The 13,001-nt window shown below is 60.8% G+C and carries 13 protein-coding genes and 1 pseudogene; 11 read left to right on the forward strand and 3 right to left on the reverse strand.

Going from position 1 to position 13,001, the window contains the following annotated elements:
- Positions 1-57: 57 nt before the first annotated feature.
- Positions 58-678, reverse strand: a complete 621-nt coding sequence (locus SOP95_RS03045; protein ID WP_046817413.1) for a TetR/AcrR family transcriptional regulator — start codon at positions 676-678, stop codon at positions 58-60.
- A 138-nt stretch (positions 679-816) separates the two neighbouring features.
- Between SOP95_RS03045 and copC the strand changes: the two genes are divergently transcribed.
- The 9 genes and pseudogenes from copC (at position 817) to SOP95_RS03090 (ending at position 9,070) form a co-directional block, all read left to right on the forward strand.
- Positions 817-1,182 (forward strand): copper homeostasis periplasmic binding protein CopC, encoded by a 366-nt coding sequence (gene copC, locus SOP95_RS03050; protein ID WP_323606109.1) that lies wholly within the window; start codon positions 817-819, stop codon positions 1,180-1,182.
- Positions 1,183-1,185: 3 nt separating this feature from the next.
- Positions 1,186-1,527, forward strand: a pseudogene (locus SOP95_RS03055) (copper homeostasis membrane protein CopD); the annotation flags it as partial.
- Between the two features lie 301 nt (positions 1,528-1,828).
- Complete coding sequence (locus SOP95_RS03060) at positions 1,829-3,127, forward strand: OprD family porin (protein WP_442967717.1); 1,299 nt, start codon at positions 1,829-1,831, stop codon at positions 3,125-3,127.
- A gap of 276 nt (positions 3,128-3,403) precedes the next feature.
- The gene (locus SOP95_RS03065) at positions 3,404-4,228 is read left to right on the forward strand and encodes an NAD-dependent epimerase/dehydratase family protein (protein ID WP_323606017.1); all 825 of its coding nucleotides are present in this window, start codon (positions 3,404-3,406) and stop codon (positions 4,226-4,228) included.
- 38 nt (positions 4,229-4,266) lie between these two features.
- The gene (locus SOP95_RS03070; protein WP_323606018.1) at positions 4,267-5,154 is read left to right on the forward strand and encodes an SMP-30/gluconolactonase/LRE family protein; all 888 of its coding nucleotides are present in this window, start codon (positions 4,267-4,269) and stop codon (positions 5,152-5,154) included.
- Between the two features lie 60 nt (positions 5,155-5,214).
- The gene (locus SOP95_RS03075; protein WP_323606019.1) at positions 5,215-6,186 is read left to right on the forward strand and encodes a TRAP transporter substrate-binding protein; all 972 of its coding nucleotides are present in this window, start codon (positions 5,215-5,217) and stop codon (positions 6,184-6,186) included.
- A 78-nt stretch (positions 6,187-6,264) separates the two neighbouring features.
- A complete protein-coding gene (locus tag SOP95_RS03080; protein WP_323606020.1) occupies positions 6,265-6,792 on the forward strand; it encodes a TRAP transporter small permease in 528 nt (175 codons plus the stop codon).
- Positions 6,793-8,073: a TRAP transporter large permease gene (locus SOP95_RS03085; protein ID WP_056852883.1), complete on the forward strand. Its 1,281-nt coding sequence runs from the start codon at positions 6,793-6,795 to the stop codon at positions 8,071-8,073.
- 130 nt (positions 8,074-8,203) lie between these two features.
- Positions 8,204-9,070: an aldose 1-epimerase gene (locus SOP95_RS03090; protein WP_323606112.1), complete on the forward strand. Its 867-nt coding sequence runs from the start codon at positions 8,204-8,206 to the stop codon at positions 9,068-9,070.
- 67 nt (positions 9,071-9,137) lie between these two features.
- On the opposite strand, the gene SOP95_RS03095 is transcribed toward SOP95_RS03090, so the two are convergent.
- Positions 9,138-9,944 carry a sulfite exporter TauE/SafE family protein gene (locus tag SOP95_RS03095; RefSeq protein ID WP_274076359.1) on the reverse strand — a complete coding sequence of 269 codons (807 nt, stop codon included), beginning with the start codon at positions 9,942-9,944 and terminating at the stop codon, positions 9,138-9,140.
- A 161-nt stretch (positions 9,945-10,105) separates the two neighbouring features.
- On the opposite strand from SOP95_RS03095, the gene SOP95_RS03100 reads away from it, so the two are divergent.
- Positions 10,106-10,969: an MBL fold metallo-hydrolase gene (locus SOP95_RS03100; RefSeq protein WP_323606021.1), complete on the forward strand. Its 864-nt coding sequence runs from the start codon at positions 10,106-10,108 to the stop codon at positions 10,967-10,969.
- Positions 10,970-11,090: 121 nt separating this feature from the next.
- On the opposite strand, the gene bkdR is transcribed toward SOP95_RS03100, so the two are convergent.
- Positions 11,091-11,579, reverse strand: coding sequence for a Bkd operon transcriptional regulator BkdR (gene bkdR / locus SOP95_RS03105; RefSeq protein ID WP_008005367.1), 489 nt, complete (start codon positions 11,577-11,579; stop codon positions 11,091-11,093).
- A 185-nt stretch (positions 11,580-11,764) separates the two neighbouring features.
- Here bkdR and SOP95_RS03110 point away from each other — a divergent pair, with 185 nt between their 5' ends.
- Positions 11,765-13,000, forward strand: coding sequence for a 3-methyl-2-oxobutanoate dehydrogenase (2-methylpropanoyl-transferring) subunit alpha (locus SOP95_RS03110; protein ID WP_323606025.1), 1,236 nt, complete (start codon positions 11,765-11,767; stop codon positions 12,998-13,000).
- Position 13,001: the final 1 nt, after the last annotated feature.

Genomic DNA, 13,001 nt, shown 5'->3' on the forward strand with positions numbered 1-13,001 from the left:
GAACTTGAAAGAACCAATAAATCAATCAGAAATTAACACTCTACAGAAGTATTAATCTCAAGGCTCCAACCCAATCCCCCGCAAAATCACACTGGTCACCGTCTGCACCGCCCGTTCAAACTGCATGTCCGACAGCGGCTGGTGATCATTGAGAATATTCACCTGATGATCAAAGTCGGCGTAGTGCTGGGTCGAGGCCCAGATCATGTACAGCAGGCTTGAAGGCTCCACTGGCAGGATGCGGCCGTCGTCGACCCACTGGCGGATCTTCGCTTCCTTCATCTTGGCCCAGTCGTACAAGCTCGCGTCGAGCTTCTCGCCAAGGGTCGGTGCGCCGTGGATGATTTCGTTGGCCCAGACTTTCGAGCCGTAGGGGCGGCTGCGCGAGTGGTTCATCTTGGCGCGGATATAGCTGCTGAGCACCACGCGCGGGTCGTCGAACATCTCGAAGCACAGCGCATCCTGCTTCCACACTTCCAGCAGGTCGAACAGCACGGCGCTGTACAGTTCGGTCTTGGTGCTGAAGTAGTAATGCAGGTTGGAACGCGGCAGTTGCACTTCGGCGGCGATATCGGCCATGGCGGTGCTGCCAAAGCCTTTTTCGGCGAAGACCTTCTCGGCCCCCAGCAGAATTTTCTCGACGTTACTGCGACGGATCTCGATCTTGTGATTGCCCATGAGGGCTCCCTGACAACAACATTGAACAAGACTAGCACCGCTCTACGGCGCGGCGACAGAGGACAACCAAACTTCGTATAACCGCTCTGGCGCGGCTAGACTGACCACCACTTGAAACGTGCCGCCGAGGGACTCGACATGCGCTTGAAGAACACCCTGACCACCACCGCTCTGCTCGGCGCGCTCCTGTGCGCCTCATCCGTATGGGCTCACGCCCACCTGCAAAGCCAGACACCTGCTGCCGACAGCACCGTGAAGCCTCCCGCGGAACTGAGCCTGGTGTTTTCCGAAGGCGTCGAGGCTGATTTCTGCAAGGTCACGATCAGCCGCGACGGTGACGAGATACTGGTCAAAAGCCTGGTCACCCAGGGTCCTGATAAAAAGACCTTGATTGTCACGCCGGCGGTCCCCTTCACCGCTGGAGACTACAAGGTCGAGTGGCATGTGGTGTCGGTCGATACCCACAAAAGCGAAGGCGCCTACGCGTTCAAGGTCGGCCAGTAATACATGGCGGATGCGATGGTGCTGTGCCGCTTCGTGCATTTTTGCGTGGTGCTGATGTTGTTCGGGGCGTGGGTGTTCCGGCCGCTGCTGTTGGGTCACCTCACAACGCTGGATCAGCCACTGTTGCGCCTCAGTCAGTGGCTTGCAGCCGTGGCGCTGGCCAGCGGTGTCGGCTGGTTACTGCTGGTCACCGCGAGCATGGCGGGCACCTGGGCGGCGGCGTTCGAACCGGCGATTTTGCTGCGGGTGCTTGGTCGTACTTTTTTCGGTGAAGTCTGGGGCTGGCACCTGCTGCTCAACGCATTGCTGGTGATCCTGCTGCTGACGCCATGGCGCTCCAGCCTCCCCTTGGCGCGGTAGCTGCCGTCTCTTTGCTGGGCACCTTGGCACCCATGATTTCCAGCTGACAAACCCTGTCCCCTGTGGGAGCCAGCCTGCTGGCGATGGCGGAGTATCAGCCTGCATCAATGTTGAATGTGAGATGGCTATCGCCAGCAGACTGGCTCACACAGGTTTTAAACCATGCCTTTAAGTCATCGTATAACTTCCGATTGACAACCCCTTAAAATCCCGCAAATATCTGCGCCAATGTTGTACGACGACGTATGACAAAAATAAAAACAAAAAGCAGCAAGGGAGCGTCACAGTGAGCAAGCTCGTCCGCGATTCGTCCGCCCGTACCCCACGCCCGTCCTTTACCCGATTGCAGACGCTGAGCCTGATCGGTTGCAGCAGCCTGACCCTCGCCCTGCCCATCGCCTGCCAGGCCGAAGGCTTCACCGATGACGCCAAAGCCACGCTGAACCTGCGCAACGCCTACATCAATCGCAACTACACCAACCCGGCCTACCCCCAGGGCAAGGCGGAAGAATGGACACAGAACTTCATCCTCGACGCCAAGTCCGGCTACACTCAGGGCCCGGTCGGCTTCGGTGTCGATGTGCTTGGCCTGTACTCGCAGAAGCTCGACGGCGGCAAAGGCACCGGGGGTACGCAGTTGCTGCCGATCCACGGTGACGGCCGCCCGGCCGACAACTTTGGGCGCCTGGGCGTGGCTCTCAAAGGCAAGATCTCGAAAACAGAACTGAAGGTCGGCGAATGGATGCCGGTGCTGCCGATCCTGCGTTCCGACGACGGTCGCTCGCTGCCGCAAACCTTCCGCGGCGGCCAGGTGACCTCCACCGAGATCAGCGGCCTGACGCTCTACGGCGGGCAGTTCCGCCAGAACAGCCCGCGCAACGATGCGAGCATGGAAGACATGTTCATGAACGGCAAATCGGCCGCCTTCACCTCGGACCGATTCAACTTCGGCGGCGGCGAATACGCCTTCAACGACAAACGCACCCAGGTCGGCGTCTGGTATGCCGAACTCAGCGATATCTATCAGCAGCAGTATTTCAACCTCAGCCACAGCCAGCCCATCGGCGACTGGACCCTGGGCGCCAACCTCGGCTACTTCATCGGCACGGAAGACGGCAGCGCCCTGGCCGGCGACCTCGACAACAAGACCGCGTTTGCCCTGCTCTCGGCCAAATACGGCGGCAACACCTTCTACGTCGGCCTGCAAAAACTCAGCGGCGACGACGTGTGGATGCGGGTCAACGGCACCAGTGGCGGGACCCTGGCCAACGACAGCTACAACTCCAGCTATGACAACGCCAAAGAGAAGTCCTGGCAGGTGCGTCACGACTACAACTTCGTCGCCCTCGGCATTCCCGGCCTGACCCTGATGAACCGCTACATCAGCGGCGACAACGTGCACACCGGCACCATCACCGACGGCAAGGAATGGGGCCGTGAATCGGAACTGGCCTACACCGTGCAGAGCGGTGCGCTGAAAAACCTCAACGTGAAATGGCGCAACGCGAGTATCCGCAAGGATTTCAGCACTAACGAATTTGATGAGAACCGGATTTTCATCAGCTATCCGATTTCGTTGTTGTAATTCCCGAAGATCGACCTCGTACCTGTAGGAGCCGGCTTGCCGGCGAAGGCGATCTCGCGGACGCCTTCGCTGGCAAGCCAGCTCCTACAGGTCCGAGTGCCATCAGGGATCAATCACAGGGATCGAGATTTTCTCGGAGAATTGATCGCGACAACCCTCCGTCAAATTCCACCAAAGTCGCGTTGACAAAAACCGGAAAGCCTAACGATACTTCCACTTAGTCGTACGACAACCTACAACGACCCAATAATAACAACTGCTTGTCCAGGAATTCCCATGACAACCACTGCAACCGCCCAAACGCCCTTCAATCGCCTGCTGCTGACCGGTGCCGCCGGTGGCCTGGGCAAAGTCCTGCGCGAGAGCCTGCGCCCGTACGCCAATGTCATTCGCCTGTCGGACATCGCCGACATCGCCCCTGCCATTGATGATCGCGAAGAAGTCGTGCCCTGCGACCTCGCCGACAAAAACGCCGTGGATCAACTGGTCGAAGGCGTGGACGCGATCCTGCATTTTGGCGGCGTTTCGGTGGAGCGCTCGTTCGAAGAAATCCTTGGGGCCAATATCTGCGGCGTGTTCCACATCTACGAAGCGGCCCGCCGCCACGGCGTCAAGCGCGTGATCTTCGCCAGTTCCAACCATGTGATCGGCTTCTACAAGCAGGACGAAGTCATCGACGCCCACTCCCCTCGCCGCCCCGACAGCTACTACGGTTTGTCCAAGTCCTACGGCGAAGACATGGCCACCTTCTACTTCGATCGCTACGGCATCGAGACGGTCAGCGTGCGCATCGGCTCTTCGTTCCCCGAACCGCAGAACCGCCGGATGATGAGCACCTGGCTGAGCTTCGGCGACCTTACCCAGCTGCTGGAACGTGCGCTCTACACCCCGAACGTCGGCCACACCGTGGTCTATGGCGCGTCCGACAACAAGGACGTCTGGTGGGACAACCGTTACGCCAGCGCGCTGGGTTACAAGCCCAAGGACACCTCCGAAGTGTTCCGTGAAAAAGTCGAAGCCCAGCCGCTGCCGGCCGCTGATGACCCTGCGCGGATCTACCAGGGCGGTGCCTTTTGCGCGGCCGGCCCGTTCGGCGACTGATCGTCCTGATCCCCCCACAACCAAGGGAATGAGTTGCCATGAAAGCCGAATTGATTGTCGATGCGCGCAACACGGTAGGTGAAAGCCCGGTGTGGGTGCCTGAGGAAAACGCCCTGTATTGGGTCGACATTCCCGCCGGCGGCCTGCAGCGCTGGAGCGCGCTGACCGGTCATGTGCACGCCTGGAAAACCCCGCAAATGCTCGCCTGCATCGCCCGCCATCCCGACGGTGGCTGGGTCGCAGGCATGGAGAGCGGGTTCTTCCATCTGCATGCGCATGCCGACGGCAGCCTCGACAGCGAACCCCTGGCCCAGGTCGATCACGCCCGCCCGGACATGCGTCTCAACGATGGTCGCTGTGACCGCCAGGGCCGCTTCTGGGCCGGCAGCATGGTGCTGGACATGGGCGCCAATGCCGCCGTGGGCTCGCTCTATCGCTACAGCGCCGGCGAGCAAGGACCGCTGCCGGCGCAATTGAACGGCCTGATCGTGCCCAACGGCCTGGCCTTCAGCCCGGACGGCCGGACCATGTACCTGTCCGACTCCCATCCGCTGGTGCAGCAGATCTGGGCCTTCGATTACGACATCGACAGCGCCACCCCTACCAACCGCCGCCTGTTCGTCGACATGAACCAGCACGCCGGTCGCCCTGATGGCGCGGCGGTCGATGCCGAAGGTTGCTACTGGATCTGCGGCAACGATGCCGGGCTGATTCACCGCTTCACCCCCGACGGTCGACTGGACCGCTCCCTGGCCGTCCCGGTGAAAAAACCGAGCATGTGCGCCTTCGGTGGCACTCGCCTGGACACCTTGTTCGTGACCTCGATCCGCCCGGGAGACGACCAGGATGAACAGTCCCTGGCCGGGGGCGTGTTCGCCCTCGATCCCGGCGTCAAGGGTCTGCCGGAGCCGCACTTCAAGCAATAAACGCAAACGTTTCACCGCTGTGCCTTGAATAAAAAAAACAACAAGACTGGAGACACCCCCATGGACTTCAAACGCACCTTGCTCGCCGCAACACTCCCCCTCGCCTTCTCCCTCAGCAGCGCCGCCCATGCGCTGGAAATCAAATTTGCCGACATTCACCCTGCGGGCTATCCCACCGTGGTCGCCGAAGAACAGCTGGGCAAGACCCTGGTGGCCGACAGCGACGGCAAGCTGACCTTCAAGATGTTCGCCGGTGGTGTACTCGGCTCGGAAAAGGAAGTGGTCGAACAGGCCCAGGTCGGCGCCATCCAGATGGCCCGGGTCAGCCTCGGCATCGTCGGCCCGGTGGTACCGGACGTTAACGTGTTCAACATGCCGTTCGTGTTCCGTGACCAGGCGCACATGCGCAAGGTCATCGATGGCGAAGTGGGCGACGAGATCCTCGCCAAAATCACCGATTCCGAATTCGGTCTGGTGGCCCTGGCCTGGATGGATGGCGGCACGCGCAACATCTACACCAAGAAACCGGTGCGCAACCTGGAAGATCTCAAGGGCATGAAGATCCGCGTGCAAGGCAACCCGATGTTCATCGAAACCATCAACGCCATGGGCGGCAACGGCATCGCCATGGACACCGGCGAAATCTTCAGCGCCCTGCAGACCGGCGTGATCGATGGCGCGGAGAACAACCCGCCGACCCTGCTCGAACACAATCACTACCAGAACGCCAAGTTCTACAGCCTGACCGGGCACCTGATCCTGCCTGAACCTATCGTGATGTCGAAAATCACCTGGGAAAAACTAACCCCCGAGCAACAGGCGTTGGTGAAGAAAACCGCCAAAGCCGCGCAGGCACAGGAACGTACCCTGTGGGACGCAAAATCGGCCAGCAGCGAAGAAAAACTCAAGGCAGCCGGCGTCGAGTTCATCACCGTCGACAAGAAACCTTTCTATGAGGCGACCGCCTCGATTCGCGAGAAATACGGCGCACCTTACGTCGACCTGATCAAGCGCATCGAAGCCGTTCAGTAACCCTCCCTGCACTCAAGAAAGGCCCGGCGCCACTGACGTGGGTATCTGTCAGTGCGCGCCCGGTTACGGTGGAACCCGATGAAGAATCTGCTGCTACGTTTCAATGACAAGCTCTACATGACCTGTATCTGGGTCGCCGGGCTCTCCGTGCTGGCCATTTCGCTGATCATTCCCTGGGGCGTGTTTGCCCGTTATGTGCTCGGCACCGGCTCCAGTTGGCCCGAACCTACTGCAATCCTGCTGATGATGGTCTTCACCTTCATCGGCGCAGCGGCCAGCTATCGTTCCGGCTCGCACATGGCAGTGGCGATGCTCACTGATCGGATGTCGCCGCAACTGCGCCAGGCCATGAGCGTGTTTGCACAATTACTGATGGCGACCATCAGCCTGTTCATGGCGATCTGGGGCACCAAGCTTTGCTTGTCGACCTGGAACCAGTTCATGAGCGCCCTGCCGACCCTGCGAGTGGGCATCACCTACATGCCGATTCCCGTGGGCGGCGTGCTGACGCTGATTTTTGTTCTGGAAAAACTCTTGCTCGGCGATCAGAGCAACCGTCGGGTCGTGCGTTTCGACCTCGTTGAAGAAAACGAAGGGGCTGCCTGAATGGACGCTTTTATTCTGTTGGGCAGTTTTATCGCGTTGATCCTGATCGGCATGCCGGTCGCCTACGCACTGGGGCTCTCGGCGCTGATCGGCGCGTTCTGGATCGACATTCCGTTCCAGGCGCTGATGATCCAGGTCGCCGGTGGCGTGAACAAGTTTTCCCTGCTGGCGATTCCGTTCTTCGTGCTGGCCGGTGCGATCATGGCCGAGGGCGGAATGTCCAGGCGTCTGGTGGCGTTTGCCGGGGTGCTGGTCGGGTTCGTGCGCGGTGGCCTGTCGCTGGTCAATATCATGGCTTCGACTTTCTTCGGCGCGATCTCCGGCTCTTCGGTAGCGGACACCGCCTCGGTCGGTTCGGTGCTGATCCCGGAAATGGAGCGCCGCGGCTATCCCCGTGAGTTCGCCACCGCCGTGACCGTCAGCGGTTCGGTGCAGGCCCTGCTGACCCCGCCGAGCCACAACTCGGTGCTCTACTCGCTGGCCGCTGGCGGTACGGTGTCGATTGCCTCGCTGTTCATGGCCGGCGTGGTACCGGGCCTGTTGATGAGCGCGTGCCTGATGGTGCTGTGCCTGATCTTCGCCAAGAAGCGTGATTACCCCAAGGGTGAAGTCATCCCGATGCGCGAAGCGCTGAAGATCTGCGGCGAAGCGTTGTGGGGCCTGATGGCGATGGTCATCATCCTCGGCGGCATTCTCTCGGGGATTTTCACCGCGACCGAGTCCGCGGCCATTGCCGTACTCTGGTCGTTCTTCGTGACCATGTTCATCTACCGCGACTACAAATGGAGCGAGCTGCCGAAACTGATGCACCGCACGGTGCGCACCATCTCGATCGTGATGATCCTGATCGGCTTCGCCGCCAGCTTCGGCTACATCATGACCCTGATGCAGATCCCGGCGAAGATCACCACGATGTTCCTGACCCTGTCGGACAACCGTTACGTGATCCTGATGTGCATCAACGTCATGCTGCTGTTGCTCGGCACCGTGATGGACATGGCGCCGCTGATCCTGATCCTCACGCCGATCCTGATGCCGGTGATTCTCGGCATTGGCGTGGACCCGGTGCAGTTCGGCATGATCATGCTGGTGAACCTGGGGATTGGTTTGATAACACCGCCGGTGGGCGCGGTGCTCTTTGTGGGGTCGGCCGTGGGTAAAGTCAGCATCGAATCTACCGTCAAGGCCCTGCTGCCGTTCTACGGCGTGCTGTTCCTGGTGCTGATGGCCGTGACCTACATTCCTGCGCTGTCGCTGTGGTTGCCGCATCTGGTGTTGTAACCCGACTGATCTTGCAACGCTTTGACTGTAGGAGCCGGTTTGCCGGCGAAGGCGTACTCAAGGACGCCTTCGCCGGCAAGCCGGCTCCTACATAGGGTAATCCGTGCATCTCTTTCCCTTGCTGGTGAACATGAAACCCACACTGCTCGAACTCGAAGACTCCTTCACCCGCCTCACCCTCGCCCCCGAACTCGGCGGCAGCATCGTCAACTGGACTGTGCGCAGCACTGGCCAGCCCTTGTTGCGCCACGCCGATGAGCAGGCCTTGAACACCGGTCTTCCCGGCAAACTGGGCTGCTTCCCGTTGGTGCCGTGGTCCAACCGCATCGCCGAAGGCGGCTTCGATTGCCCGCACGGCTGGCTGGCCCTGACGCCCAACAGCCCCGATCCGTTACCGATTCACGGCAGCGCCTGGCAGCAACGCTGGCAGGTGGTCTCCACAACCGCTGACGAAGTGGTGCTGCAACTCGATAGCACCGAGCCCTTTGCCTATTGCGCCCGTCAACGATTCCATCTGAGCGAAGGCAAGCTGAGCATCGAATTGAGCGTCACCCATCTGGCCGAACAGGCAGCCTGGCATGGCCTCGGGCTGCACCCCTACCTGCCGCGCAACGCCAACACTCTATTGCAGGCTACCGCCCGACAGGTCTGGTTGTGCGATGAGAGAAAACTGCCGACGCAACTGAGTGCGTTACCTGCCGAATGGGATTTCCAGCAGCCCAGGGCCCTGCCCCCCGCACTGGTCGACAACGGATTCTGCCAATGGGATGGCCACTGCCTGATCCAACAACCCGACCTCGGTTACGAGCTGGACTGTCAGGCCAGTGGTAGCGATTACTATTTGCTCTATTGCCCGCCAGGCCTGGCGTTTTTCTGCATCGAACCGGTCAGCCACCCGGTCAACGCCCATCACTTGCCCGGTCGCCCGGGGTTGCGATTGCTGGAGCAGGGGCAATCCACTGAACTGGCCTTCACGCTGCAGTACCGCCCCTTGTAGGAGCCCGGCTTGCCGGCGAAGGCGTCCTGAAGTGCGCCTTCGCCGGCAAGCCGGCTCCTACAATATTTCAGAGGCCCGCCCGGAACAGCATGTAGGCTGAAACCACCAGGCAGATGCTCGCAAACCCAACCTGCAACGCCCGCGCCGGCACGCGCGCGCAAAGTCTGCGGCCGACGATCATGCCGACGATGCTGGAAACGATGAAGGCCACGCCCAGGCCGTCGATGCGCACCCCGGCATGCAATGCGCCGATCACGCCGATGGCCGAAATCAGGCTGATGACCATCAGGGACGTGGCGATGATGCCGCGCATCTGCACGTCGGTCAGCTGCTTGAACGCCGGCACGATCAGAAATCCGCCGCCCACGCCCAGCAATCCCGAGACCACACCGGTCACCGCACCCAGGGCCGCAAGGGTCGCGGTGCATTTGGCAGTCCAGGAGAAGCGCCCGGTTTGCTGGTCGAGCATGCAGTTCTTCTGGCCCCAGTTGGCATGGCCGTGGTCGCTCGGGCCTTCATCCTTGCGCTCGCGGCGCAACATCCGCGCGGCCACCATCACCATCAGCAGGCTGAACAGGATCATCAGGATTTTTTCCGGCAGCTGATGGGCGAAATAGATGCCCAGCGGCGAAAAAATCGCCCCCAGCAGGGCAATCAACAGCGCCGCGCGATAGCGCACCAGGCCATGGCGCAAGCCATCGATGGCACCGACCGCTGCCGCGCTGCCCACCGCAAACAACGCGACTGGCGCGGCCGCGGTCATGCTCCAACCCAGCCCCAGCACCAGCGCCGGCACCGCCAGAATGCCGCCCCCTGCCCCGGTCAAACCGAGCACCAGGCCCATGACCACCCCAAAAAAACTCGCCAGCAACATATAACGCTCGTAATCCATGACAGAGGCCGGGAACGCCCGGTATCGATAGAATGACAGGATAGAGTCCGTCCGGATTTTTCGTTAGCAGAATTGTCGCAGGGCTGGTCAGCGCAGGGAAAATGAAACTACCCTCATGACTTACCCTTGAAGAAACAATCCACATGCCTGCCCTGATTGAAGCCTTTTTCGACGATGCCTCGTCCACCTACAGCTACGTGATCTACGAAGATAACGGCGGGCAGTGTGCGATCGTCGACCCGGTGCTCGACTACACCCCGGCAGCCGGACGCACCGGCACCCAACAGGCCGACCGGATCATCGCTTTCGTGCGCGAGCACCGCCTGCAGGTGCAATGGCTGCTGGAAACCCACGCCCACGCCGATCACCTGTCCGCCGCGCCCTACCTGCGGCGGGAACTGGGCGGCAAGATCGCCATAGGCCAGTCGATCTGCAAGGTACAGGGCGTGTTCAAGACCCTGTTCAACCTTGAGCCGGAGTTTTGCATCGACGGCTCACAGTTCGATCACCTGTTCGCCCCGGACGAGTCATTTTGCATCGGCAACCTCAAGGCCACCGCCCTGCATGTGCCGGGCCATACCCCGGCGGACATGGCCTACCTGATCGGCAACGACCTGATCCTGGTCGGCGATACCCTGTTCATGCCGGACGTCGGCACCGCCCGCTGTGACTTTCCCGGCGGCGACGCCCACCAGATGTTCGCCTCGATCCACAAGCTGCTGGCCTTCCCCGCCAGCGTGCGCCTCTACGTCTGCCACGACTACCCGCCCGAGGGCCGTGAACCGCACTGCATGACCACCGTGGGCGAGCAACGCAAAAACAATATCCACGTGCGCGACGGCATCGACGAAGCCGCGTTCGTCGACATGCGCACCCGCCGCGATGCCGGGTTGGGCATGCCGACGCTGCTGCTGCCGGCGATCCAGGTGAATGTGCGGGCGGGGAATCTGCCGCCGGCGGAAGACAATGGCGTGACTTACCTGAAGATTCCCCTGAATAAATTCTGACCTGTGGGAGCGAGCTTGCTCGCGGAAAACCTGAGAACACCGCGGGGTGTCAGGCTCCCCACGTCATCGTTGACCTTCATCGCGAGCAATCGAGCGTCGACCGGCTGCTCCTACAGGAGCTTCAATTATTCAAGGTCAAGCCATTGGCCGGCAACGGCAGCGCCGTCTTGTACCGCACCTGCTTGAGCGCAAAGCTCGACCGGATGTTCGCCACCCCCGGCACCTTGGTCAGGAAGTCCATCATAAAGCGCTCCAGCGACTGAATGGTCGGCACCAGCACCCGGATCAGATAGTCCGGATCGCCAGCCATCAGATAACACTCCATCACTTCCGGGCGATCGGAGATGGCCTCTTCGAAATGCTGCAACGCCTCCTCCACCTGTTTTTCCAGGCTGACATGGATGAACACATTGACGTGCAGCCCTAGCAAGTCGGCATCCAGCAGGGTCACCTGCTCACGAATCAGCCCCAGTTCCTCCATCGCCTTGACCCGGTTGAAACACGGCGTCGGCGACAGGTTGACCGAGCGTGCCAGGTCGGCGTTGGTGATGCGTGCGTTCTCCTGAAGGCTGTTGAGAATGCCGATATCGGTACGGTCCAGTTTGCGCATGAGACAAAAACACCTGTTTTTTATGTTTATGCAGATTTTTTATCTGCAAATGATCTTGAGCGCAATGAAACAGAGAGAAATATTCTTCTTGGCCGGGCCTATGATTGTTGTAGGACAAGATTTCTTCCACAGAACGAAATCTGTCAGCTCACTACAAGAAATTCACAAGATCGAGCGTAGAAGCCATGACCCAAGCGTACGAACCGCTTCGCCTGCACGTTCCCGAACCCTCGGGCCGTCCCGGCTGTAAAACCGACTTCTCCTACCTGCACCTGACCGACGCCGGCACGGTGCGCAAACCCCCTGTTGACGTTGAACCGGCTGACACGGCTGACCTGGCCCGTGGCCTGATTCGCGTGCTCGACGACCAGGGCAACGCCTTGGGGCCGTGGGCCGACGGCGTGCCGGTGGAGATCCTGCGCAAGGGCATGCGCGCCATGCTCAAGACACGCATCTACGACAACCGCATGGTGGTCGCCCAGCGTCAGAAGAAAATGTCGTTCTACATGCAGAGCCTCGGCGAAGAAGCCATCGGCAGCGCCCAGGCCTTGGCCCTGAACATCGACGACATGTGCTTCCCGACCTACCGTCAGCAAAGCATCCTCATGGCCCGCGAAGTGCCGCTGGTGGACCTGATCTGCCAACTGCTGTCCAACGAGCGCGATCCGCTCAAAGGCCGTCAGTTGCCGATCATGTACTCGGTGAAAGAGGCCGGTTTCTTTACCATTTCCGGCAACCTCGCCACCCAGTTCGTCCAGGCTGTGGGCTGGGGCATGGCCTCGGCGATCAAGGGCGACACCAAGATCGCCTCGGCCTGGATCGGCGACGGCGCCACCGCCGAGTCGGACTTCCATACCGCCCTGACCTTCGCCCACGTGTACCGCGCGCCGGTGATCCTCAACGTGGTCAACAACCAGTGGGCGATCTCCACCTTCCAGGCCATCGCCGGTGGTGAAGCCACCACGTTCGCTGGTCGTGGCGTCGGTTGCGGCATCGCCTCGCTGCGAGTCGATGGCAACGATTTCTACGCGGTCTACGCCGCTTCCGCCTGGGCCGCCGAACGTGCGCGCCGCAACCTCGGCCCGACCATGATCGAGTGGGTCACCTACCGCGCCGGCCCGCACTCCACCTCGGACGATCCTTCGAAATACCGTCCTGCCGACGACTGGAGCCACTTCCCGTTGGGCGACCCGATCGCGCGCCTGAAGCAGCACCTGATCAAGGTCGGCCAGTGGTCCGAAGAGGAACACGCCGCCGTCAGCGCCGAACTGGAAGCCGAAGTGATCGCCGCACAGAAAGAAGCCGAGAAATTCGGCACCCTCGCCGGCGGCCAGATTCCAAGCGCCGCGACCATGTTCGAGGACGTCTATAAAGAGATGCCGGAGCACTTGAAGCGCCAGCGTCAAGAGTTGGGGATCTGAC

It is taken from the genome of Pseudomonas sp. YuFO8 (assembly GCF_035065025.1).
GTDB classification, from domain to species: Bacteria; Pseudomonadota; Gammaproteobacteria; order Pseudomonadales; family Pseudomonadaceae; genus Aquipseudomonas; species Aquipseudomonas putida_AE.